21 protein-coding genes are annotated in these 24,002 nt (G+C 59.4%); 6 read left to right on the top strand and 15 right to left on the bottom strand.

Going from position 1 to position 24,002, the window contains the following annotated elements:
* Window positions 1–10: 10 nt before the first annotated feature.
* A complete protein-coding gene (gene proB, locus ACUZ9Q_RS13340; protein WP_215648226.1) occupies window positions 11–1,255 on the top strand; it encodes a glutamate 5-kinase in 1,245 nt (414 codons plus the stop codon).
* 260 nt (window positions 1,256–1,515) lie between these two features.
* Here proB and ACUZ9Q_RS13335 read toward each other — a convergent pair whose 3' ends face one another.
* Window positions 1,516–2,280 carry a hypothetical protein gene (locus ACUZ9Q_RS13335; protein WP_215648228.1) on the bottom strand — a complete coding sequence of 255 codons (765 nt, stop codon included), beginning with the start codon at window positions 2,278–2,280 and terminating at the stop codon, window positions 1,516–1,518.
* 347 nt (window positions 2,281–2,627) lie between these two features.
* Here ACUZ9Q_RS13335 and ACUZ9Q_RS13330 point away from each other — a divergent pair, with 347 nt between their 5' ends.
* Complete coding sequence (locus tag ACUZ9Q_RS13330) at window positions 2,628–2,726, top strand: IS3 family transposase (RefSeq protein WP_449248146.1); 99 nt, start codon at window positions 2,628–2,630, stop codon at window positions 2,724–2,726.
* Between the two features lie 82 nt (window positions 2,727–2,808).
* Here ACUZ9Q_RS13330 and ACUZ9Q_RS13325 read toward each other — a convergent pair whose 3' ends face one another.
* Window positions 2,809–4,356 carry a lipopolysaccharide biosynthesis protein gene (locus ACUZ9Q_RS13325; RefSeq protein ID WP_192112635.1) on the bottom strand — a complete coding sequence of 516 codons (1,548 nt, stop codon included), beginning with the start codon at window positions 4,354–4,356 and terminating at the stop codon, window positions 2,809–2,811.
* A 221-nt stretch (window positions 4,357–4,577) separates the two neighbouring features.
* Between ACUZ9Q_RS13325 and ilvD the strand changes: the two genes are divergently transcribed.
* Both ilvD and ACUZ9Q_RS13315 read left to right on the top strand, forming a co-directional pair.
* A complete protein-coding gene (ilvD, locus tag ACUZ9Q_RS13320) occupies window positions 4,578–6,263 on the top strand; it encodes a dihydroxy-acid dehydratase (RefSeq protein WP_449248028.1) in 1,686 nt (561 codons plus the stop codon).
* Between the two features lie 115 nt (window positions 6,264–6,378).
* Window positions 6,379–7,314, top strand: coding sequence for an AEC family transporter (locus tag ACUZ9Q_RS13315; RefSeq protein WP_449248027.1), 936 nt, complete (start codon window positions 6,379–6,381; stop codon window positions 7,312–7,314).
* Window positions 7,315–7,448: 134 nt separating this feature from the next.
* Here ACUZ9Q_RS13315 and ACUZ9Q_RS13310 read toward each other — a convergent pair whose 3' ends face one another.
* The 12 genes from ACUZ9Q_RS13310 to ACUZ9Q_RS13255 form a co-directional block, all read right to left on the bottom strand.
* Window positions 7,449–7,988, bottom strand: coding sequence for a hypothetical protein (locus tag ACUZ9Q_RS13310; RefSeq protein WP_215648242.1), 540 nt, complete (start codon window positions 7,986–7,988; stop codon window positions 7,449–7,451).
* Window positions 7,989–8,216: 228 nt separating this feature from the next.
* Window positions 8,217–9,077, bottom strand: a complete 861-nt coding sequence (locus tag ACUZ9Q_RS13305; protein ID WP_051135423.1) for an FAD/NAD(P)-binding protein — start codon at window positions 9,075–9,077, stop codon at window positions 8,217–8,219.
* A gap of 179 nt (window positions 9,078–9,256) precedes the next feature.
* Window positions 9,257–10,342: a 4Fe-4S dicluster domain-containing protein gene (locus ACUZ9Q_RS13300; protein WP_240825277.1), complete on the bottom strand. Its 1,086-nt coding sequence runs from the start codon at window positions 10,340–10,342 to the stop codon at window positions 9,257–9,259.
* Window positions 10,339–11,787, bottom strand: coding sequence for a hydrogenase iron-sulfur subunit (locus ACUZ9Q_RS13295; protein WP_192112640.1), 1,449 nt, complete (start codon window positions 11,785–11,787; stop codon window positions 10,339–10,341). Before ACUZ9Q_RS13295 ends, ACUZ9Q_RS13300 begins: the two co-directional genes overlap by 4 nt.
* Window positions 11,775–13,736 carry a 4Fe-4S binding protein gene (locus tag ACUZ9Q_RS13290; RefSeq protein ID WP_449248026.1) on the bottom strand — a complete coding sequence of 654 codons (1,962 nt, stop codon included), beginning with the start codon at window positions 13,734–13,736 and terminating at the stop codon, window positions 11,775–11,777. The genes ACUZ9Q_RS13295 and ACUZ9Q_RS13290 overlap by 13 nt, the downstream gene beginning before the upstream one ends.
* On the bottom strand, window positions 13,736–14,668 hold the full coding sequence (locus ACUZ9Q_RS13285; protein WP_449248025.1) for a CoB--CoM heterodisulfide reductase iron-sulfur subunit B family protein: 933 nt from the start codon (window positions 14,666–14,668) through the stop codon (window positions 13,736–13,738). Before ACUZ9Q_RS13285 ends, ACUZ9Q_RS13290 begins: the two co-directional genes overlap by 1 nt.
* On the bottom strand, window positions 14,665–15,246 hold the full coding sequence (locus tag ACUZ9Q_RS13280) for a 4Fe-4S dicluster domain-containing protein (protein WP_022658838.1): 582 nt from the start codon (window positions 15,244–15,246) through the stop codon (window positions 14,665–14,667). Before ACUZ9Q_RS13280 ends, ACUZ9Q_RS13285 begins: the two co-directional genes overlap by 4 nt.
* Window positions 15,247–15,365: 119 nt before the next feature.
* A complete protein-coding gene (aroQ, locus tag ACUZ9Q_RS13275) occupies window positions 15,366–15,818 on the bottom strand; it encodes a type II 3-dehydroquinate dehydratase (RefSeq protein WP_192112642.1) in 453 nt (150 codons plus the stop codon).
* A gap of 24 nt (window positions 15,819–15,842) precedes the next feature.
* Window positions 15,843–16,724, bottom strand: coding sequence for a shikimate dehydrogenase family protein (locus ACUZ9Q_RS13270; protein ID WP_192112643.1), 882 nt, complete (start codon window positions 16,722–16,724; stop codon window positions 15,843–15,845).
* 257 nt (window positions 16,725–16,981) lie between these two features.
* Window positions 16,982–18,472: a flagellar hook protein FlgE gene (locus tag ACUZ9Q_RS13265; protein WP_192112644.1), complete on the bottom strand. Its 1,491-nt coding sequence runs from the start codon at window positions 18,470–18,472 to the stop codon at window positions 16,982–16,984.
* Between the two features lie 247 nt (window positions 18,473–18,719).
* Complete coding sequence (locus ACUZ9Q_RS13260) at window positions 18,720–19,139, bottom strand: rhodanese-like domain-containing protein (protein WP_227118711.1); 420 nt, start codon at window positions 19,137–19,139, stop codon at window positions 18,720–18,722.
* Window positions 19,140–19,190: 51 nt separating this feature from the next.
* Entirely contained in the window at window positions 19,191–20,381 is a 1,191-nt protein-coding gene (locus tag ACUZ9Q_RS13255) for a pyridoxal phosphate-dependent aminotransferase (RefSeq protein WP_192112645.1), read from the bottom strand.
* An 88-nt stretch (window positions 20,382–20,469) separates the two neighbouring features.
* Here ACUZ9Q_RS13255 and ACUZ9Q_RS13250 point away from each other — a divergent pair, with 88 nt between their 5' ends.
* Window positions 20,470–20,907: an MbtF gene (locus ACUZ9Q_RS13250; RefSeq protein ID WP_027180823.1), complete on the top strand. Its 438-nt coding sequence runs from the start codon at window positions 20,470–20,472 to the stop codon at window positions 20,905–20,907.
* Between the two features lie 294 nt (window positions 20,908–21,201).
* Here the strand turns inward: ACUZ9Q_RS13250 and ACUZ9Q_RS13245 are convergent, their stop codons facing one another.
* Window positions 21,202–23,001: a 3-phosphoshikimate 1-carboxyvinyltransferase gene (locus tag ACUZ9Q_RS13245; protein WP_227119308.1), complete on the bottom strand. Its 1,800-nt coding sequence runs from the start codon at window positions 22,999–23,001 to the stop codon at window positions 21,202–21,204.
* 492 nt (window positions 23,002–23,493) lie between these two features.
* Here ACUZ9Q_RS13245 and aprB point away from each other — a divergent pair, with 492 nt between their 5' ends.
* Window positions 23,494–23,982: an adenylyl-sulfate reductase subunit beta gene (gene aprB / locus ACUZ9Q_RS13240; RefSeq protein WP_192112647.1), complete on the top strand. Its 489-nt coding sequence runs from the start codon at window positions 23,494–23,496 to the stop codon at window positions 23,980–23,982.
* The last annotated feature ends 20 nt before the right edge of the window (window positions 23,983–24,002 follow it).

The raw sequence follows: 24,002 nt of genomic DNA, 5'->3' as shown, positions 1-24,002 counted from the left end.
TGGAGCATATATGACAGCGCCGACGGAAGACTGGCGGCAGGAACGCGCACGGGTGCTTGCCCAGGCGCGGGTGGTGGTCGTCAAGGTAGGCAGCGCCGTACTCACCGATGCCCAGGGCCTGAGCATGCCTGTGCTGGAAAATCTGGCCGGGCAGTTGGCGCGTCTGCGCAACCTGCTGCCTGCGGGCGATGTCGCATCCAGTAACGCGGGGGGCGCGGAGCCGCGCCGTCTGGTGCTTGTTTCTTCCGGCGCTGTGGCCGCTGGGCGGGCCGCGCTTGCCACGCGCGGGCATGTGGTTGAAACCACGGGCCTTGCGGCGCGTCAGGCCGCGGCAGCAGTGGGGCAGGGGCAGCTCATGCAGAGCTGGGACAAGGTGTTTTTTGCGCACCGCATGCCCACCGCTCAGGTGTTGCTGACCCGCGATGACCTGCGCGCGCGTCAGCGCTTCCTCAATGCGCGCAATACCTTTGCCGAACTGCTGGAATGGGGCGTGCTGCCCATTGTCAATGAAAACGACACCGTATCCATCAGCGAACTGAAGTTCGGCGATAACGACTGCCTTGCAAGCCTTCTGGTCAATCTGACCGGAGCTGATCTTTTCATCAATCTCACTTCCGCCTCGGGCGTGCTGGCTGCCGATCCGCAAAAAGATCCCAACGCCCCCATCATGGATCACATTGATGATGTGGCGGCCCTCGACCTGGGTCAGCTTTGCGGCGGCAAGACTTCCGTAGGCACGGGCGGCATGTATTCCAAGTTGCTGGCGGCCCGTCGCGCCGCGCAGATTGGCGTTCCCACGCTGATTTTGCCGGGGCGCGAGCCGGAGATCATCACGCGGGCCTTTGCCGCCAGCGGTATTTGTCCGGCTCCGCAGGGGCACGAGCCATTTACGGGCGGCACATGGGTTTGCCCGGCGCGGCATGCCATACCGCGCCGTAAATTCTGGCTGGCCTATCAGTCTGATCCGGCGGGCAGCGTGCATGTGGACGCAGGCGCGGCCAAGGCCCTGCTGCACAAGGGCGGCAGCCTGCTGCCCGGCGGCGTGTTCCGCGTTGAGGGCAACTTTCAGCAAGGCGGGCTGGTGCGCGTGCTGCACGAAGGGCAAAGCCTTGGCGTGGGCCTCTCCAACTACAGCACCTCAGACCTGAAAAAAATTATGGGCCTGAAACGGCACGAAGTCGCAGCTATTCTGGGTGATGCGCACTACCCTGAGGTGATTCATAGGGACAATCTGCTGCTTGATGCGGCAGTGTGAATACAAAGGGCCGGACTGAGTAGCTTGCGATAGAAAGGTCACCCAGGCTTCGCTGCGATGCTCCCCATCAGATAGACAACATAAAAAAGCGTCACAGGCGGAACATGTGCAAGAGCCGCTTGTGACGCCTTTCAATAAGGTGTCAGTGTTAGTGGTTGCTGCGCGGGGAGAAATGCAAAAATCCGGAATGTTGGTGAATGGGAGCATTGCCGGGATATAAACTGATGCATGCCCCAGGGAGATTTGCGCAGCGACAGTACTCAGGATGTTGTGGAAATAATACTGCCAATATCCCGCAAAAGAGGGTCTTCCTCACTCGGCATCGCATCCTCCGCGGCCTTCTTCAGAATGTCTGCTTGTTCCACCAGGACATTCGCCTCGCTTGTGTAAGACCCTGACAGCGAATTATTCCGGCTATATATCACATCGACTGTGTTTATTTGTGTCGAAAGATCACTGATAAGCGCATCTATATCAAGCGATCCGCTGCTTAAATCAACACTCTTCAGGTAATTCAGATACGACAAATCATTCAGTGTAAAGGTTGAGCTACCGTATCCCATCTGTAGTTTAAACGTCGAGGATTTCCCATCGCCGCTGATGGTGAGGCGACTGTCATTCGTCCAGCCAGTTTTGTCTAACAGAGAAATATTATTGTATTTTGTGCCAGAAACAACTGACGAGAGCTCTCCGGCAAGGGCTGTAAACGCGGCGCCGTTGACGCTGCCCTTGGTCGGATCGGCCTTTACCTCTTGGGCAAGGGTTAACATCTGGTTCAGGTTGTCGCGCACCGTGGATGTGGACGTTGCGATCAACGTGGCTATATTTGCCCCTTCCGTTGCATTTTTCGCCCCTTGCCGCAGCATGGATGCATCAGTCCGAATTCGTCCGGTCAAGGCTGCGGCAAGCATTTCCTTGCCGGATGTGTACGTTGGGGGCACAGACTGCGGCAAACTATCCAGCAGAAGGCTCAAGCTTGCCTTCTTTAAATATGTGGCTGTCAAAATATCATCAAAAAAGTCCATTCCGACACCTCACTTGCGCACAGTTTGGTACTCCTCATCTCCCTAACGACATTTTTTTTTAAAAGTTTACCTGAATTTTGCCGCTCCTTGCAATGTGGAAGCCACGAAATATGAAGCCTGAAAACAGCTTACTCCTGTATTGCTTTATTTTTAGTGCACTTACCAAACGCGAGAAACATCCCATAGCAACCATCGCCGATGGGTAGGACTTTAAATCTGCATGAAGCAGGCCCTATCGGGCGGCAAAGATTAAGCCACACAAATTGCTACCATAGCCACCTGTCCCTTAAAAAACTAACTGAAGCGTTCACATGGAAGAGGTGTGCAGCTAGCAGGAAACCGTCGCTCTGCTAGAAGAACACATACGTTTTTATACTGCGAAGAGATTTCAAAAAAAGTTCGGCCAGCTCTCTCCGATAGAATTTCGGGAAAAGCTGGCCGATTGAATATTCGCCCTGGCCTTTTTGGCCTGTCCACTTGATGGGGAGCAGACCACTGTCCGGCCTTTCTCTTTTGTTGGACAGGGGGTTAGCTGTGCGATCTGGATTTGCTGAACCGGATGAATACTTCGCGCAATTCCTGCCGGGAAAAGCCCATTACAGCGGGCATGCCCAAGCAGAGCAGCCCGATAGCCGCGGTGTAGATGACGCCGGAAACAAGAAAACGCGGCAGGGAATCCACATCGCCAATGCCAAGATAGAGCGTAAGCTGGCGGCAGCCAAAGGCCAGCAGCAGCAAAACGGCTAGGCTCCATATCTGGTGGGCCACGTTGCGCCAGAACTTGAGCGGAATAAAGCGCGATGCCAGCCAAAGATACACGTTGACCGTGATGATCTGCACGCACACGGTTTTAATCGCCAGCCCCACAGCACCGAGGCCAAGGCCGAAATATTCCGGCGGCGCAAGCAGAAACCACGCTGTGCTGAAACCGTAAATGCATTCCAGCGCCGCCATATTGCGCAGCACCTTGGTGCGGCCCGTGGCGTGAAAAACCGATCCGGCAAGCTGCCCATAGGCCTGATGCAGGGGATATAGCGCCATGATCTGCACAGGCAGGGTCGCAGCGGCAAACTGCGCGCCGCCGAAAAAGTTCACCAGGGCGGAACCCTCGGCCAGCGTAAAGCACGAAAAATAGGCAGCCACCACGTACAGCAACGGGGCAAAACGCGTGAGCAGGCGACCCATGGCCTCGCGGTCGTTGTTGCCCCAGGCGATGGAAAGCTCGCGCATGACCAGAGGCGTCATGGCTGAAACAAAAAGAAAACAGGCCATGCTGACTTTTTGGGAAAGGGCAAAAAAGCCCTGTTCCACGCTGCCGTCAAACCATTGCAGCAGCCAGCGCTCGGCAGTGAGGAGCAAAAAGGAGAGCAGAGCCTGCACGAACAGCGGGTGGCTGTAATTGAAGAACTCCCGCCCATAGGCGCGCGTCTGCTCAGGCGTGAGCCGAAAGTGCAGGGGAATGCCCGCCTGCCGCCAGTAGGTGCGCGTAACCAGCCAGTAGCCAAGGGCAGTTGCCCCCAGCATGAGGTATTGCTGGGCAAAGAGCGTGTGAATATTCAGCCAGTCGGCCCAGAACATGAGCCCCAGCAAGCCCACAGTAAACAGCGACACAACGGTGCGCACCATCTCGGAAGAAACAGTTGCGCCCACGGCATCGTTCATGGAGCGCAGCACGCGGCCCCACCATGTCAGAAAAGCCCACAGGGCTGCCAGCGGTGCGAGCCACAGGGGCACATCGGGCATGAGCAGTTCGCCAGCCGCAGGAATTTGCAGCAGACCTGCGGCCAGCAAAATAATAGCGAATACCGCCACTGTAACGCGCATGTAAAAGCCGATGAGGCCGGTCTCTGCCTGCCGCCGCGAAAGGGAATTGTAAAAGCAGGTGGAGGTTCCCATATCCAGAAAGCCGGAAAGCTGCTGGAACAGGTTGGTGGCAAAGCTGTAATTGCCGTACATCTGCGGCCCGAGAGCGCGGGGCAGAATGGCCTCCATGACAAGGTAGACCGGGACGGAGGCGATATTGGCCACGAGCTTGAATATGTAGCGGCGGGCCAAAGTTGGGGTAGAGCTTTGCATGCCGGGAAATTAGCTCACTTCGGCGGCGCGCTCAAGTGGCTGAGGCCCGTGCGGAAAAAATACCTGTTCAGCCGAGGGGATTCCCACACGTCCGGTTGTGTCGGGGCACTGGGCAGGGGCGGCTACGGCGTGTTTACGGGCGTAAAAAATTACCGTACCATTCACATTCCAATTGCGGGCGCAAGAGGAATGTTTGTTGTTCATACCATAAGGATACCGTCATGGATGATGAAGCACGCAGCAAAAAAATGAAGTCCGGGCTGGAAAAAGCCCCCCACCGCTCCCTGCTCTATGCTCTGGGCCTCACCAGAGAAGAAATGGAACGCCCCCTGATAGGTATTGTGAACGCCGCCAGCGAGGTCGTTCCCGGGCATATGCACCTGAACAGCCTGGCCGATGCGGTCAAGGCCGGTGTACGTATGTCGGGCGGTACGCCGCTGCAGTTCCCGGCTATTGCCGTGTGCGACGGCCTGGCCATGAACCATGAGGGCATGCGTTTTTCCCTGCCCTCGCGTGAATTCATCGCGGATTCCATTGAAATTATGGCGCGCGGTCACGCCTTTGACGCTCTGGTGTTCATTCCTAACTGCGACAAGTGCGTTCCCGGTATGCTTATGGCCATGATGCGCCTGAACATTCCCTCGGTGCTGGTTTCCGGCGGCCCCATGCTGCCCGGCGACATCGGCCCCGGCAAGCGCGGCGATCTCATCACCGTGTTTGAAGCCGTGGGCAAGGTGCGCAGCGGCGCCATGACAGAAGAAGAGCTGGAATACATGGCTGAACGCGCCTGTCCCGGCTGCGGCGCCTGCGCGGGCATGTTCACGGCCAATTCCATGAACTGCCTGTCTGAAACCATAGGCGTGGCCCTGCCCGGCAACGGCACCATCCCCGCTGTGAGCGGCGCGCGCATTCGCCTTGCCAAAACGGCGGGCATGCGGGTTATGGATCTGCTGCGCAAGAATATCCGCCCGCTGGACATCGTAACGCCCAAGTCTGTTGCTAACGCCGTGGCCGTGGATATGGCCCTTGGCTGCTCCACCAATACCGTGCTGCACCTGCCCGCCGTGTTCGGCGAGGCCGGGTTGAAGCTTGGCCTGGAAATTTTTGACGAAGTCAGCAAAAAAAGCCCCAATCTGTGCAAGCTTTCCCCGGCGGGCAAGCATTACATGGTTGATCTGGATAACGCGGGCGGCATCCCTGCCGTCATGACCGAGCTGGACAAGCTGGGCCTCATCAACAAGGACTGCATGACCGCCACGGGCAAGACCGTGGGCGAAAACCTCAAGGACATGAACGCCCGCGTCATGGACCCTGAAGTGATCCGCAGTGTTGAAAATCCTTATTCCAAGCAGGGCGGCATTGCCATTCTGCGCGGCAGCCTGGCCCCCGAGGGCGCTGTGGTCAAGCAGTCTGCGGTTGCCCCGGAAATGATGTGCCGCGATGTTACGGCCCGCGTTTTCGAGTCGGAAGAAGACGCCATGAAGGCCATTCTTGACGGCAAGATCAAGGCCGGGGACGGCGTTGTGATCCGTTACGAAGGCCCGCGCGGCGGCCCGGGCATGCGCGAAATGCTCTCGCCCACGGCGGCCATCACAGGCATGGGCCTTGGCAAGGATGTTGCCCTGCTGACGGACGGCCGTTTCTCAGGCGGCACCAATGGCGCGGCCATCGGGCACATTTCGCCCGAAGCGGCGGACGGTGGTGTTATCGCCCTGGTGCACGAAGGCGATACCATCCATATCGACATTCCCAACCGCAAGCTGGATCTGCTTGTGGACGAGGCCGAGCTTGCCAAGCGGCACGCCGCCCTTGTGGTGCCCAAGAAGGATTGCCCGTACCCTGTGCTGCGGCGTTATGCCTATCTGGTCAGCTCGGCTGCCAATGGCGGGCGTTACAAGGAAATCTAAGTAACTTGCCGAAATGATTCAAAGCCCCCACGTGCCGGATTTGTTTTTGGCACGTGGGGGTTTTCTGGCCCCTGGGCCAATATTGCGAAATGGTTATTTGAAAGGATAAAGAGACATGGCGTTTTTGCATGCGCTGGGCGGTGTATTCGGGCTGATGCTGCTGGGTTTTGTGGGTTTCATGCTGGCGGCGCGCAACTGGTTTGGCGCGGAAACCCGTATTGTTCTGCCGCGTCTGATCACCCAGATCGCCCTGCCGCCCTTTCTTATGTACACCATCATGCACTCGTTCCATCGGGACGACCTGATCATGCTGGCAAAGGGGGCGCTGCTGCCGTTGGGCTCTGTGACCCTCACCTTTGCGTTGGCCATTGCGCTTGCCAAACTGGCCCGCGTCAAAAGGCAGCATTTTGGCCTGTTTTGTGCCAGCGTCGCCAATTCGAACACCATTTTTATAGGTATTCCCGTCAATCTGGCCCTGTTTGGCGAAAGTTCCATCCCCTATGTATTGCTGTACTATGCTGCCAGCACGGTTTTTTTCTGGACTGTGGGGGTCTACTCCATTACATGCGATATTGCTGAAAACAGAGGAAAAATCCCCCTGCGCACCAGGGTCAGGCAAGTGTTTTCCCCGCCTTTCCTGGGTTTTATCACAGGGTTGATTCTGACCATGCTGGGCGTTGAACTGCCCGAATTTTTGCAGAACGTCGCCCGCTCGCTGGGCAATCTCACTACGCCGCTGGCCATGATTTTTATCGGTATTTCCATCTACGATATGGGATTGCGCAGCATCAGGATCGGCAAGGATATGGTTCTGCTGGCGCTGGGGCGCATGATGCTTGGCCCGCTGGTGATGACTGGCCTGCTGTATTTCTTCCCGGTGCCTGCGCTTATGGGCAAGGTTTTCATCATCCAGGCATCCCTGCCTGTGATGGCCCAGGCGGCGATTTTGAGCGCCCACTATCATACTGACCCGGAATTTGGGGCGCAGGCCGTCAGCCTGACGACGTTGCTCTCCATGATCACCATTCCGCTTTACATGGTTATTTTTTAGAGCTGTTCGGGCATTGAACCGCCTTTATTCAGCGGTGGCATTTCAATCAACATCCCTGCTTTTTCCCTTTTTTCAAATGCAAAGGCCGCAGATTTTGCAATCTGCGGCCTTCAAATTTTTGTGGCGGGCTTGGGCTACTTGGCGCTTTCAGCCAATACGTCCAGCATGAGGGAATCGGGCTTTTTGCTGCAAGCGTCGAGGTAGGCCTTGAGGGTGTCATCGCTGTTAAGCACGGATGCAGGCTTGCCGCTCTTGCCCCGGTTGTAGCCGTCAAGCCAGATCACAAAGCCGCTGCCATCGTCGGGGTTGGCGGTGTAATCCTTGCACAGGGTCTTGTCTGCGCGCCATGTGCTCTCTGTATCGACTGGAAAGGTCTTGCGGGCTTCCTGCCAAACGGCGGCGACCTTTTTGGTGGGGTCAACCTGGCAGGCGCCGTAAACCTGGCCCAGCATGGGGGCGAGGGTCTCCGGGTCTGCAATGGGGTTGCCCATCTTGGCGCTCACATAGCCGTCAATCTGCAGGCCTTCAAATATGGGCGGCTGGCCGCCTTCAGCCATGGGCTGGGTGACAAGTTCGGCGCAGATATACGTGGAAGGATCAATCTTGTCGTTACCGGCCTGAACAGCCACGGGCAGTCCAAGCATCAGGCAACAGAGAATCAGCATTTTTTTCATGAATACTCCCTTGAAGAAAGCGTTGTACTTCCTTGACCCACTGTGCCCGTCCTGTCAACTGCCGCCGAATGGATGCGCAGCGGCAAAACCGGCCTGGCTCAGTGGTCTGTGCGATTGTGCAGGCAGAACTCCACAGGGGCACAAAAAAGGGGAGGCTCCATTATGGCTGCCCAAGGGCAATCACAAGGGAACCCCCCGCAAACAGACTATGCTGAATGCCGCGGAATCCTACAGTTCCGGCGGCAGATCCTGCAGTTCCTGCCAGGTGAACACGGGGCCGTCCACGCAGACGTAGCGGCCGCCGATGTTGCAGCGTCCGCAGATGCCCACGCCGCACTTCATGCGTTTTTCAAGCGTGGTCACGATGTTTTCAGGCGCAAAATTGAGTTTTTGCAGGGCCTGCACCGTGAACTTGATCATGATGGGCGGGCCGCAGAGCACAGCCACGCAGTTTTTGGGATCGGGGTTGAGTTCCAGCAGCACATTGGGGATCAGGCCCACCTTGTGCGGCCAGCCGTCAAAGGGGGCGTCGATGCACAGGGTGCAGTCCAGATCATCGCGGCGCAGCCAGTCTTCCGTTTCATAGCTGAAGGCCATGTCGCGCGGGGAACGTGCGCCGTAGAGGAGGCTCACCTTGCCGAAATCGGCGCGGTGTTCCAGCACGTGCAGCATGATGGTGCGGATGGGGGCCATGCCGATGCCGCCGCCCACAAAGAAGATGTCCTTGCCCTTCCAGTCGGCGTAGGGAAAGTAATTGCCCAGAGGTGCGCGCACGCCCACCTTGTCGCCGGGCGAGAGCCTGTGGATGGCCGAGGTCACTTCGCCCGCCTGCATGACGGAGAACTGGAGGTAGTTCTTCTGCGACGGCGGCGAGTTGATGACAAAGGTGGATTCGCCAGCGCCGAATACAGAGAGCTGGCCCACCTGGCCGGGTTCGTAGGTAAAGGACTTCATGGCCGCATCATCGTCCAGCACCACGCGCAGGGTCTTGATGTTGCCGGTTTCCTGTATGACTTCGGCCACAGTGGCGGGCATGGGCAGGTAGGGGTTGCCCTGCATCATGGGACGGGCCGTGATTTCGCGCAGCATGCCGCCGTCGGGCGCGGGCTTGAGGCCCGGCTTGGCGGCTGGCTTGGCGGCGGCAGTTGGCTTGGTATCCACAGCGGGTTCTGCCTTTGCAGCGGCCTTTTCAGGCGCGGCGGTATTTTGGGGCTCAGTCTTGGGGGTAGTGGCTTTGCCGGTAGTTTTCTTGGTTGCCATGTCTGCTCCTACTTGTCCGTGGACTTCTTGTCATCGTTGCCGTCTTCAATGGCGGCCAGCACGATGGAGCGGATGTCCAGGCAGACGGGGCAATTGCTGATGCAACGGCCGCAGCCGCTGCACGAGAACGAACCCCAGTTTTCAGGATAGGTGGAGTACTTGTGCGAAACGCGGTTGCGCATGCGGAATGCCTTGAGCATGCGCGGGTTGTGGCCGCTGGCCTCGCGGGTGAACAGCGAGGACATGCAGTTGTCCCAGCTGCGCAGACGGCGGCCACCTTTTTCGCTCAGTCCTTCGCCCTCATCGGTGATGGTGAAGCAGTAGCAGGTGGGGCAAAAGTAGGTGCAGGCCCCGCAGGAGAGGCAGCGGTCGGTCTGATCCTGCCAGAACTGCGTGTCGTTAAAGCGGGCAGCCACTTTTTCGGGCGCGTTCTTGATATTGGGTGCTGGCACAAGGCTGGCCCAGGCTTCCTTGCGGGCGGCTTCCGCCTTGGGGAAGAGTTCGGCCCCTTCCGAGAGGGAAGACGCAGCCAGCAGTTCCTCGCCCTTGGGCGTGATGCCTTGCAGCACATAGCCGCCCTCGATCTCGGTCATGAGCACGTCCGAGCCTTCGGGGGAGGTTGGGCCGCCGCCAACCCAGTGGCAGAAGCAGGTGTTGCAGCCGCTGCCGCAGGTGAGCGTAACCACCGTGAGCTGCTCGCGCCGCGCCTTGTAGTAAGGATCGGCGTAAGGCCCTTTAAGGTAGGGGCGGTCAAGCACCGCATAGCCCCGCGCATCGCAGGGGCGGCAGGCAAAAACCACGGTGGGCTGAGCCTCGGGCTTGTCGTCCAGGCTCATGGTGACGCGCTCGAGGTTTTCCGGATCCTTGGTTTTCTTGTAGCGCACCAGGGTTTCGCACTGGGGCAGCACGGCTTCCTTGGCGGGCACAGTGGCCTTTTCCAGAGTAAACGGCTTGCCTTCCTGCCACGGCTCAAAGACCACAGAGCGCTTGTTGGCGGGCTTTTCTACCGGCACAAGCACACGGCGGCCATTCTGCGAGAGGTAGGCAAGAAACGCGGGCAAGCCGTCAGGGGTAACAAAGCGGATCATGCTCATTTCCAGTCCCTCTCATGAATGTTCTTTTCAACCACTTCATAACCCAGCAGGGGCGGCACTTCGTCCGGGTTGAGGCCGGGCTGGTAGCCGTCGAAAAGCTGGGCCACAGCGCGGGCAATCTGCTGGCGCAGGGCCAGGATGGGAATGCCCACGGGGCAGGCGCGCTGGCATTCGCCGCAGCCTGTGCAGCGGCCAGCCAGATGCATGGCGTGGATGGTCTGGAAGAAGAGTTTTTCCTTGGCGCTGTCTTCCTGCGTCATCCAGTGCGGATCGCGGCTGTCGGAGACGCAGTAGTCGCGGCACACGCACATGGGGCAGGCGTTGCGGCAGGCGTAGCAACGCAGGCAGCGGTCCATCTGGCCGCGCCAGAAGGCGAGCCGCTCGTCCAGAGTCATGGAATCGAGCAGGGCCAGTTCCGGCGGGGTATTGGGTGCGCCGTCCACCTTGACGGGCTGACCAAGCAGGGTGTCGGCCAGCACCGCCGAAGGCGTGGTGCAGCCGTAGCATTTGCCCTGGGCGTAGTCGGTCATGCAGAAGCGGTGATCCTTGCCGTCGGCGGTGATGGTCACACCGGCCTCGTCATAGGTCACGCCGTCGATCTTGGTGTAGCGGCCCAGATCCTGATTGACGCGGGCCATGTCGAGCGTGCCTTCGCAGGGCAGGGCAAAGATGGTCACATCCTCGCGGCGGATCAGGTTTTCCTGAAGCAGCTCGACAACGGAGCGGGAATCGCAGCCCTTGACCACAATGCCCACCTTTTTGCCCTTGAACGAGGGCAGGTACACGGCGGGATTGTTGACGTTAAAGGGTCCCCACACCAGCTTGTCCACGTCCTCGGGGGTCTTCATGAACAGGGGCACGGTGTGCGCGGCGTCATAGCCCTGCTGCCAGCCGAGCACGCAGTCCAGCTCGGGCAGCTTGGCCTTGATGGCTTCCTTGAGCTCGGCAAGGGCGGCGTTCTGCCCTGTGCCGAGGGAGCGCAGGGAGGTCAGCGCCATGTCGGCGATTTTGAGCAGCGGTTCGGGATCTTCCAGCTTGGGCGCGGGGCCGAGCTTGTGGATGCGGTCGGTAAAGACCGTGACCACCTGCTGCCAGCGCTGGCCTTCGGAGGCCGAAACCCAGGTGTACTCAAAGCGGCGTTCGTCAATGCCCAGCACGGGCAGGAACTGCTTGAGCACCTCAAGGCGACGGCGGGCGTAGAAGTTGCCCGCGGCATAGTGGCAGTCGCGGGGGTGGCAGCCGGAAACCAGCACGCCGTCCGCGCCGTTGAGCAGCGCCTTGACGATGAACAGCGGGTCAATGCGGCCCGAGCAGGGAACACGGATGACGCGCAGGTCAGTGGGCTGGGTGGCGCGGGCCACACCGGCCGTATCCGCGCCGCCATACGAACACCAGTTGCAGAGAAAACCTACAATTCTCAGTTCTTTGCCGTTTAGCACTGGCATAAGGCGTTTACCTCCGCAAGGATCTGGTTGTCAGTAGCGTGTGAAAGCTGGATGGCCCCCTGCGGACAGGTGGACGTACACAGGCCGCAGCCCTGGCACACGGTCTCGATGACCTGAGCCTTGCCCTCGCCCCGGATTTCCACTTCCTTGATGGCTCCAAAGGGGCAGCAGCGGATGCACTTGCCGCAGTTGACGCAGCGGCGGATGTCCACCTGGGCGATCTGCGGGTCGCTTTCAAGCTTGTCCTTGGAGAAGAGCGCCAGAACCTTGGCCGCAGCGGCGGAACCCTGGGCCACGGAGGCGGGAATGTCCTTGACCCCCTGGCACACGCCCGCCAGATACACGCCGGCGGTATTGGTTTCCACAGGCTTGAGCTTGACGTGGCTTTCCATGAAGAAGCCGTAGCTGTCGTAGGAGATACGCAGCTTTTCCGCCAGTTGGGGCGAACCCTTGCTGGCCTCGACGCCCACGGCAAGCACCACCAGGTCGGCCTTGATTTCCACGGGCTGGCCCAGCAGGGTATCCACGCCCATGACGGTCATCTGGCCGTTGCCGTCAGGGTAAATCTGCGACACGCGGCCACGGATGTATTCCGTGCCGTATTCTTCCATGGCCCGGCGGGTAAACTCGTCGTACATTTTCCCTGGAGCGCGGATGTCCATGTAGAAGACAAAGGACTTGGAATCGGGAATGTGATCCTTGGTCAGGATGGCCTGCTTGGCCGTGTACATGCAGCAGAAGCCGGAGCAGTAGGGACGGCCCACGGATTTGTCGCGCGAGCCGACGCACTGCACAAAGACGATGTTCTTGGGTTCCCTGCCGTCAGAGGGGCGCTTCACATGGCCGCCCGTGGGGCCGGATGCGGAGAGCAGGCGCTCGTACTGCAGGGAGGTGATGACGTCGGGATAAGCGCCGCCGCCGTATTCCTGGTAGATCGTCCAGTCCATGAGGTCATAACCGGTGGCGGCAACGATGCTGCCCACTTCTTCGGTAATGACTTCATCTTCCATGTCGTACTTGATGGCCCCGGTGGGGCACACCTTGGCGCACACGCCGCACTTGCCCTTGAGAAGCTGGCGGCAGAACTGCGGATTGATGACGGCCTTCTTGGGGATGGCCTGCGGAAAGGCAATGGTGATGGCCGTGGTGTTGCCCGTCAGTTCATTGAAGGTGTCGGGCGTTTTCTTGGCCGGGCATTTCTCTGTGCATGCGCCGCAGCCCGTGCACAGGCTCCAGTCCACATAGGTGGTGCGCTTGCGGATCTTGACCGTAAAGTTGCCCACATAGCCCGAAATGTCTTCCACTTCGGAATAGGCGTAGAGCGTAATGTTGGAGTGCTGGGCCACGTCCACCATCTTGGGGCCGAGAATACAGGCCGAGCAGTCAACGGTGGGGAAGGTCTTGTCGAGCTTTGCCATCTTGCCGCCGATGGTCGCATCACGTTCCACCAGCACCACCTGAATGCCGCCGTCGGCGCAGTCAAGCGCGGCCTGAATGCCAGCCACGCCGCCGCCGATGACAAGCACGCGCTTGTTGACGTCAAAGCTCTTGGCCAGCAGGGGCTTGTTGTTGCGCAGCTTTTCCACCGCAAGCTGCACCAGCTCGGCAGCCTTGTTGGTGTTAGCTTCCATGTCCTTGCCGATCCACGAAACATGCTCGCGGATGTTGGCCATTTCAAGCATGTAGCGGTTCAGCCCCGCGCGTTCCACCGTGCGGCGGAAGGTGGGTTCGTGCATGCGCGGCGAGCAGGAGGCAACAACCACGCCGTCAAGCTTGTGCTCGTGGATGGCAGCCTCAATGGCCGCTTGGCCCGGTTCGGCGCAGGTGTACATGGGGTCGTCGGCATAGACCACGTCCGGGTAGGTGCGGGCTATGGCCGCCACCTGGGCGCAGTCGACAGTACCGGCGATGTTGCTGCCGCAGTGGCAGATAAAGACGCCTATTCTCATTACCTGCCTCCTTCAGCGGCCTTGGCCTTCTGCTCTGTGGGTTTGGCCGCTTCCTCGCGGCGCAGCTCGCCCAGTTTGCGGATAAGGCCGTTGGGGCTCACGCACAGCTTGTTCAGGCCCAGTTCTTCTTCCGGCAGATCAAAGGCAATGCCCATCATCTGGGTGAAGTAGAGCACCGGCATACGGAACTTGGTGTCCATGGCCGCGCTGGCCTGATCCTGGCGCAGGTCAAGGTTCATCTGGCAGAGAGGACAGGCCACTACGATGGCGTCCGCGCCGAGGCGGGTTGCCAGCTCAAGGATGCGGCCCGAATTTTTGGCTGTCATGGGGCGCTCGGGAATGCCGAACGATGCGCCGCAGCAGGCTGTCTTGAGCGGAAAATCAAGCATCTCCGCGCCACAGGCAGACATCATTTCTTCCATGAGCGTGGGATTTTCGGGGTCGCCAAAGTTCATCACTTCCGCCGGGCGGCTCATGAGGCAGCCGTAGTAGGCCACGAGCTTGAGGCCCTTGAGGCTCTGGCGCACGCGGGCGGCGATGGCGTCCATTTCCATCTGCGCGGCAATGCCCTGCATGACGGAGGTGACAGGCGGAAACTGTTTGGCCGAGGGGCCGTCCAGCAGCTCGTCAACCCGGCTGCGGAAGGCGGGGTTTTCCATACGCTTGGAGGCCAGGCGCAGGTTGGAAAGACAGCTGGGGCATGGGGTAAGCAGAACTTCAGCCTTTTGCTGGGCGGCGATATCAAGATTGCGCACGCACAAGGCAGCGGAAAGTTCCGTATCCACGGCATGGGCCGGGGTGGAGCCGCAGCAGTTCCAGTCGGGAATATCCACAAGTCTCATGTCCAGAGCTTTGCACACAGCCTGGGTGGACATTTCGTAATCTTTTGAGGAACCCCTGGCAGAGCAGCCGGGGTAGTAGGCAAAATTCATGGGCGCACCCCCTCGCGCTTGGCGCGTTCCTTGTAGCGCGTAAAGATACGGGTAACCGGCCCTGCCCCGCCCGGCAGAATATGGGGCTTGAGGCCCAGCTTGCCCTTCTTGAGGGCTTCGGGCGCGAGGTCAACATCGGTAAACACGCGGAGCGAGCGCATCATATAGAGTGCCATGGTGCCGATTTCGTGGGTGCGGCCAAAGGTGCGCACCGTATCCAGGAAGGAAAACCAGAATTTCTCCACCTTGGGAACGGCCACGCGGCCTTCCTTGCGGGCCATGTGACGCAGGGTCTCCATGACTCCGGCCACATCGATGTTGTTGGGACACCGTTGGCTACAGGTGGAACAGGACAGGCACATCCAGATGGAACGCGAATCAAGTACCGCGTCCTTCAAGCCCAACTGTACCGCCCGCATGATCTGGTTGACCTGCATGTCGTAAACGAACCCTGCGGGACAGCCGGCAGTACAATTGCCGCACTGATAGCAGGTGGACACTTTTTGCCCGCTGTGCGCATCCACTTCCTCCGTAAAGGCGGGGTCGCGCAGGCGGTTCAGGTTAATGGCTTCGTTCATGGGAACTCTCTGGTTAGAAGCTGATGGGGTGCCGCTGTGACAAGACTATCTACAACGCTACAGCAGAAAAAGTCAAAAATCTAGGCTCGCACCCCAGCAAATTATATACTGCGTCTTTACTACGCTTTGGCTGCGGCTTTAGCCGCCAGCGATTGCGCGGCTCGCAGCCCGAGAAGATAACTCTCAACGCCGAATCCGCACACGCTGCCCGCGCACACTGGCGACAGCACAGAATGGTGCCGGAACGCCTCGCGCGCGTGAACATTGGACATGTGAACCTCCACCACAGGCACAGGCAGAATGGCCAGGGCGTCAGCAATGGCATAGCTGTAGTGCGTCCATGCGCCCGCATTGATAACCACCGCGTCAGCGCCCTCACCAAGCGCCTGGTGGATGCGCTCCACCATCAGGCCCTCGTGGTTGGTCTGAAAGCATTCCACAGTCGCGCCCATTTCCTGGGCAAGCGATTGCAGCGCTGCGTCAATGTCCGCCAGGGTGGCCGTGCCGTACTGTGAGGGGTCGCGCTTGCCAAACATGTTCAGATTGACGCCGTGCAGCACCAGAATTCGCATGGAAGCCTCGCTTTTCATGTCGGTTTATTGGGGCTGTTGCCCAAGGGCGTCCTCAAGGGCGCGGCGTGATTCGGGCGGCAGGCCCTGCCCCGTCCAGAGGCGGAACTGCGCGTCACCCTGACCAAAAAACATTTCAAGGCCCGATATGCAGCAACGACCAGCAGCGCGGGCCTCGCGCAGAAAACGGGTTTCGAGGGGGTTGTACACAATATCGTAGGCAATGGGTGTTGCCTTGGCAGCACCGTTGGCGGGAAGTGCCCCTGCCAGCGAGAAATCGTATGGGGTGTCATCCTCTGCCTTGCCGCGCATGCCAAGGGGAGTGGTGTTGACCACCAGCAGGGCCGAAGGCTCGTGACGGTCTTTCCACAGCAGGGGCGTAAGGCCGAATTCGTCGGCCAGCGGCAGGTGCGATTTATCGGAAGGCGTGGCCACAAAGATTCTGGCAGGGCGCTTTGCATTGTCCGGCGCGGCAAGGCCAGCGGCAACGGCCCGGGCAGCGCCGCCCGCACCCAGCAGCAGCACATCCGCCCCGCCAAGAGGCATCTCTGCAAGCGGAGCCATGAATCCGGCCACATCGGTGTTTTCGCCGCAAAGGTGGTCGCCCTTCCAGTAAATGGTATTGGCCGCGCCCACCTGACGTGCAAGGGGGCTGATTTCGTCCAGCAGGGCCAAAAGGCCAACCTTGTGCGGGATGGTCACAGAACAACCGCGAATATCGAGCAGGCGTACACTTTCCACAAAGGCGGGCAGTTTCTCGGGCGGCACTTCCCATTTCTGGTACAGTGCGTTGATGCCCAGCGTCCGGAAGCCCGTATTGTGCAACAGGGGCGAAAGTGTCTGGGCCAGCGGCCAACCGGTGACGCCATAGAGAGCGGTACCATTGGTGGAGGATGCTGCGACGCTCATGCGGGGTGCTCTCCTGCGGGAAAGTGCGGCAAAAAAGTGTTTCTTTACAGGGTGATCCACATCTTGAGGCAACACTGTACCCTATGGGGCGGTACGGAGCAATGCTGCTGCGTCCGGATCGCCCGGATAACCAAAATGGTCAAATATGGTATGGACGCACCCGCCTGGCAGCGGTATCCTGCCAGAAATACAAAAGGCCCCGGGTTATGCCGGGGCCGGAAAATCATTACACCAAACAAAGGGCTGAGCCCATGCGGCTATGACCGTTTGAGTTCCATGGCCTTTTGCAGCATCTGATCTGCCGTGGTCACAACCTTGCTGTTGGACTGAAAGCCGCGCTGGTTGACAATCATGTTGACCATTTCCTGGGACATGTCCACGTTGGAATGTTCAATGTTGTACGCGTTTATCTTGCCGTAGTTTTCCGTACCGGCAACGCCCATTTCCATATTGCCGGAATCTTCAGTGGCGGAAAAGAGGTTGTTGCCCTCGCGGCGCAGGCCGTCTTCGCTGGTGAAACGGCATACGGGAATCTGCCAGAGATCCATGCTTTCGCTGTTGGAAAACTTGCCCACCACAGTACCATCGGCGTTGATGCTGATATTGTTCAGTGTGCCTTCGGCATACCCATTCTGGGTTCTTGTGCGCGTCACAGGAGAGGAAGAGGTGTAGTTGGTTGTGGCGTCTGCTGCGCGGGTGTAGGCGTTGCCCATGCTTGCCAGCGCAGTGGGATCGGTGCCCACGCTGGCGGCATTGCCTGGGCTGTTTTGCCAGCCGCTCTTGGCGGTGATGCCCAGGTTCACAGTGACAGGCGCACCGTTGACAGTCATCTGGGGTATACCGTCCTTGGAGAGTGTGGCCGCGTTCCAGTCCGCAAGGTTTGTACTGCCTGCAGTGGATGGAGTGTAGGCCGACATTCCGGTAACTTCGCCCTTGGCATTGAAGCTGAGGGTACCCGCCATCAGGGGCTGGGCCTTGCCGCCATTGGCGTCGGCATCCGAGGCAATGAGGTACTCCACAGTGCTTCCGGAGCCTGTGGATGGTGCGCCGTCAAAATAGATGGTGGCCGAGTGGGCCGTGCCATCGGCGCCATACATGGTAATGCTTTGCCCGTATCCGTAGCTGGAACTGGCCAGGGGTGGATCATTGGCGGCGTTATACTGGCCGATGAGGCTGAAATAGGGATTTGCGGGGTCACTGGTGGTGTCTTTGGACTGCCCCACATTAAACCGCATATCAACGGCCGTGGTGGCCTTGGCGGGCATCTTGGCGAATCTGTCAACTGTAACCTGCGCCAGACCGCCCTTGGTGCCATCCTCAGCGTACTTGTAGCCCATGAGGGCCATGCCGGCAGGCGTGCGCCAGACGCCCTGGTTGTCGGGGCGGAAGTCGCCCGCGCGGGTGTAATACTCCTGGCCGGTTTTGTCCGTTACCTGAAAGAAGCCTTTGCCGTTGATGGCCATATCCGTAACGGTATTGGAAGATTCAAGGGCCCCCTGGTTGTACCGTGTGAGTACTGCGTCCAGCTGTACGCCCTGACCTACCTGCCCAAGGGCTACCTTGGAATTGGTCTGCGCATCCCACCAGTCGCCTATGGCCCCTTGCTGCGCGTAAAAAACGTCAGAGAACAGAGCGGTTTGCTGCTTGTACCCGATGGTGCTCACATTGGCGATGTTGTTTGAGATAACGTTCATGCCGCTACTCAACGTTTTCATGCCTGTGGCGCCGATAAACAATGACGAGTTCATGCTCTGCCTCCTGTCGGGAGGGAATAATTTTCCCTTGCCCGGAAACGATGCCCCAAACGGCAAGACGTTTCTGTTGCGAAAGCGTCAGCCGCAGCGCCGTCCATATGTGCGGCGCGCCTTGCCTGCTGTGCGTTAGTCGCACATATGGACAGGCAAAGAAAAAGGGCGGGAGGAAAAATCTTCCTCTCCGCCCTGAATAGAAGCAGAATCCGTGCCAGCGTAACGCTGCTCGCGCTACTGCGGCGCGCTATTTTTGCAGCGGCAGGCCTTGTTTCTGCCAGCCCGTGATGCCTTCATTCATGTGGAGGATATTGGTTATCCCTTCTTTTTCCATGGCATCGTAGGCTCCGGCAGAGCGGTTGCCCGTGCGGCAGTAGAGCAACACGGGCTTGTCCTTGGGCAGGCCAAGTATCTGCGAATCAAAGGATGCGCCGAAAAAGTCCATGTTGATTGCGCCTGCAAGATGCCCTTCGCGGAATTCCGCCGGGGTGCGCACGTCAACAATGGTCAGCCCCTGTGGAGGATTCTGCAACAGGGTTGCGGCGTCCTTCACGCTGATATCCTTGGCGGAAACCTGAACGGCAGCCAGCAGGAGGAAGCATGCGAGCGCCGACATCAGGCCGTAAAGCCTGCCGTGCGATGGCGTTGCGGAGTGGGTGTGCGTCATTTCTGCTACCTGTAGTGGTTTGAGATCTGGGCCTTGGGCCAGCCTGCGATGCTATTTTACGGAGGCGCGGGCCTTGGCAAAGCCGTCGGCAGCCTTGCGGATCACTTCTTCGCCCACGCAGAATGCCAGACGGAAGTAGCCGGGGCAGCCAAAGCCGGAGCCGGGAACCGCCAGCACGCGTTCTTCGACCAGCCTGTTCACAAAGGCCACATCGTCCCCGCCGGGAGCCTTGGGGAAGAAGTAGAACGCGCCTGCGGGCATCTGGAATTCATATCCGGCGTTCTTGAGCACTTCGCCCATGGCCTTGCGCCGGGCGGCGTAGACGTTCAGGTCAACCTGGCTGCCCAGGGCGGCGGCCATGATGTGCTGGCCCACCACGGGAGGGTTCACAAAGCCAAGAATACGGTTGGTGAGCGTGAGGGCGGCCATGAGCTCGGCCTTTTCGTGCAGCAGGGGTGAAACAGCGGCAAAGCCCACGCGTTCGCCCGGCAGCGAAAGATTTTTGGAGAAAGAGCTGATGACCACGGCGTAAGGATAGAGCGGCAGCACCGAAGGCACTTCCGCGCCGTCATAGGCAAGGAAGCGGTACGGTTCATCGGCCACCAGCCAGATGGGCTTGCCGTATTCCTGGCTCTTGTTTTCCAGCAGTTCGGTCAGCGCCTTGAGGTCTTTGCGGCTATAAATCACACCTGTGGGGTTGTTGGGCGAGTTGATGAGCACCACACGGGTTTTGGGGCTGATGGCTTCTTCAAGCGCGGCAAGGTCGGGCGCAAAGGTGTCGGCCTTGCTCATGACAGCGCGGAAGGTGCCGCCGTGGTTGGCTACATAAAAGCCGTATTCCACAAAGTAGGGTGCAAAGCCCAGCATTTCTTCGCCGGGATTGATGACTGCGCGCAAAAAGGCGTTGAGCACACCAGCAGCGCCGCAGCCCAGCAGCACATCATTGGCGGTGAGGTCTACGCCCTGCTCCTTGCTGAGGTGGGCGGCCAGTTTTTCGCGCGCCCAGACAAAGCCGCCGTTGGGCATGTAGCCAAAAGCAAAAGGTTCGCCAGCGTGTTCTGTGAAGGAACGCAAACCGTCCACAACGGCGGGGGGGGCTGGCAGGTCGGGGTTGCCCAGGCTGAAGTCATAAACGTTGTCCGCGCCAAAACGGGCCTTGAGCTGGCCTCCGGCCTCGAACATGCGGCGGATCCACGAAGAGTGTTCCAGATACCCCGTAACGCTGTCTGCAAGAATGGACATATACTGCTCCCACTGGTTGTTGTATTCGACCTGACTATTGGTTATGCTTCCAAAAGCCGCATAAAGCAATTGTCATTTGGAGGCCCTGATGCGTTTTGAAATTTTAGGCAAAGCCCGGCGTGCGCTCTTCCCTGTGCTGTGCGCGGCAGCCCTGCTGCCCGCTTGCGCCTCCAAGGAGACGCAGGAAATTCCGGACGGCATGGCCGTTACCGTTACCTTGCGCGAAGTTCACCGCTGTTCCCGGATATCGCCTGAAATTCAGGTGGCACAGACCCCCGGCAGCACCGATTACTATGACGTGCGCCTGGTGGAATTTACCAGCGATGGCCAGGATCTGTTCCTTGGCGGTGGCGAGTGGAACAACGATGGCAGCGGCATTATCCCCGAGGGCGGCCTGACGCGCCACTATCGTGGCCCCTGCCCGCCCGCCGGACAGCCCCGAAACTATGCCTTTATTGTTTCGGCCATGAATCGGCAGAACATGCAGCCCCTTTCCGTGCGGCTGTTCCGCTTTACTCAGGAATAATTTTCGCAGCCGCGTTTTTTGTCCGCTATTGCGGAGTGGGCATGGCGGCCCAAACGGAATTTCCGTCCCGTTGCAGATATGCTGCGCGGGGCGGATTTTTTTTGTCGTTGCACCGATTTTGCCGGACAGAAAATTTTTCCTGTGCCCCGCATAGCATTGCAATAGCGCAGGGGCAGAGACTTGCCGCTGCGCTCCGGCCTCGTGCAATGCCTGCGTGCCTGCGCTTGCCTTTGTAAACGCCAACAGGCGCTGGGGACGATATTTCGCCGCCAGCGCCTGTTGTTTATTCTTTATCTAATAGTCGTCTTCGTCTTTCAGTTCCGGCGGCACAGCCACTGCGCCGGTGATAATGCGGCGTCTGGGAGCGGCAGCCGGAACTTCCGGCGCGGCCGAGCGGCGCACTGCCGGTTCGGGCAGGGTATTGTACAGCGCCCAGAAGGGCGGGTACAGCCCGGTCATGATGCCGGGGTTGCCCAGCTTCTGGTGGGGGCTTGCGCAAGCAGCCAGTGCAAGGGCCATTGCCCAGACCGGATCAGGGGCATTCCAGCCCGTGCGCGGGCCAGATTGTTCTTTTTTGCACAATCTGCTGTTTTCATCCAAATCCAGACCCACAGCAGAAAGAAAACTTTCTACCGTTGTGCGGTCTGTGCCAGAGGGCAGGGCGGGCAGAGCGGCCTTGTCGCCCCTAAGGGCTGCACAGGCGGCCAGAGCCACTGGCAGCGGGGCCCATGCCGCGGGGAATCCGGCGGGCAGATCACCCTTTGCGTACTGTTTCAGGGGCGCGGCAGCGCGGGCGCAGACTTCGCCGCCGTTTTTGCCCGCTTCGTAGCGCAGGTCAAGGCCAAGCTGCTGCAAAAGATCCCAGCCAGCTTCAGCGGCGGGCAGAGCGGGCCACTGGCCGTCAAGCAGGGCTTCGCCGCCCAGAGCCAGGGGCAGGGCCAGGAGAAAGAGCGCAAGTTCCGGCTCCATGCCAGCCTGAGGCAGGGCGGGCAGGCTGAGGGGGCCGGGGTTGACGCGCACCTTTGCGCCTTCCACCTGCGCATCTGCGCCAGCTGCGCGCAGTATGGGCAGTATGCGGGCAACAATGAGCCTGTGCTCGGGATGCGAGCCAAGATCAAGTGTGATTGCCCTTTCGTAGCCGGGAGCCGCCAGCAGGATGCCCTCGGCCAGTTCGGCGGGCACATCGGCAGGCAGTTTGACGGAATCGGGCAAAATGCCGGAGCACTCAAGGCGCGCGGGCAGGCCGTCGCTCTTGGGCACCACATGCACGAGGCGCGCGCCCAGAGTGGGCAGGAAGTGCCGCACAGAAGAAAAGTCAGCCAGTTTCAGGCTTGCATCGCCAGTAAACTTGGCACGCGAGGGGCGGCCAAGATAGTGCCCCAGCAGCATGAAAAAGTTCCAGGCGCTGTCGCCCGTGTGGATAACCTTGTCAGACGCGCCAAGCGGAGCAGCCGGGCGGGCGGAAACGCCTTCATCCTCGCGGGTCAGCGAGGCGCCTGCCTGATTGAGCATTTTGACGCAGTCCACGATGGGATCATTCATGAGGCAAGGCGCTATATGCAGGGGCTGACCTGTGGCTGCGGCCAGCATCAGCCATGCGCGCGTGGCCCGGCAGGCCAGAGGTGCAGGCATGTGCAGGCGTACGTGTTTGGCGGGCGGCGCAAGGTTAAAGGCCGTGCGCGGCGGTTCTTTCGCTGCTGCGCCGCCGGGTTCGCCGCCTTCATCCGCGCCGTCAGCGCGGGTAGAGGCGGGACGGGGCTGAAATTCCACTTCCTGCATGAGCGAAAAAAAGTGGCCCGAAAGGCGCGCATCGCGGCTGATGTGGGAAACGGCGGCTTCCCACGACTCACGGATGGTTTTTTCTTCCGTGGAGTCAAGCCGGGGTTTGTCGCCGCGCATGCGGACAAGAATATTATTGCGGCGAAGCAGCAGCCGCAGAATGTCGCGGTCGATCTCGCAAACCACTTCGCGCAACGGCTTGCGGGCGCGCGCATCGCCGGTTTCGTGCCCGTTACGGGGGCCGCGCGGGGCGCGCTGGCCCCGTGCTTCGCGCGCATCGCGGGGAGCGCGGGAATCGTTGGAATTGTCGGTCATGCCTTGTCCTGTACTGATAATGAAATTTGGATAGGAGGGGTCCGCCCGTGGCGCAGCATTGAAAAAACAACAGGTTGCCGACTCATGGCTCGTTTTGCCGCGGGGGCTTCCCTTATCTGCCCAAGCGTGTTAGCTTGAAATGACTTCTCTTGCAAGGGTTGCCCATTGGGCAGCCCCGCGTGGCATGATCCGTTAACTTTTGAAATGGTTGTGACGCAAGAGTGGCGAAAATGTGAAATAGATTTTTTTTCACAAGGCAGTTAACTTTCTGAATTTGCTGTAAATCCACATGACGGCTCTGTGAAGTTTCCACGAATTTTTGCAGAGGGGGGTTGACTCAAAGGCTAAGTGCTTGTTACTAATTGCGCAAGCCATACGCCCAACCTTCGTTGTGGAGGCGCTCGGCTAACCCCGGCGTGACGGATTTGCCGCGCGCCTCGCCGAACCCGGCGGGTTTTTCTGAAACACTTTTAAAAGAGTTGGAGGATACGTATGCCGACGTTTGTCGATCCGTCCAAGTGCGACGGCTGCAAGGGTGGCGAAAAGACGGCCTGCATGTACATTTGCCCCAATGACCTCATGATTCTTGATTCTGAGGAAATGAAGGCATACAACCAGGAACCCGATGCCTGCTGGGAATGCTATTCCTGCGTTAAGATCTGCCCCCAGGGCGCCATTACGGCCCGTCCCTATGCAGACTTTGCCCCCATGGGCGGGACCTGTATCCCCATGCGTTCGGCTGACTCCATCATGTGGACCGTCAAGTTCCGCAATGGCAACGTGAAACGCTTCAAGTTCCCCATCCGCACTACGCCGGAAGGTTCCATCAAGCCCTTTGAAGGCCATCCCGAAGGCGCCAACATCGAAGATGAACTGCTGTTCACCGAAACTGCCCTGGCCGTCCCGAAGACCGCCCTTGGCAAGAAGTTCGATGTTAAGGACGCTAACAAGACCTTCACCTGCATGGAACACGGCCGCTAGGCTATTGCAACCGCTAGTGC

The sequence above is a fragment of the Desulfovibrio desulfopostgatei genome (genome assembly GCF_053570645.1).
This window is presented reverse-complemented; position numbering and strand designations above follow the sequence as displayed.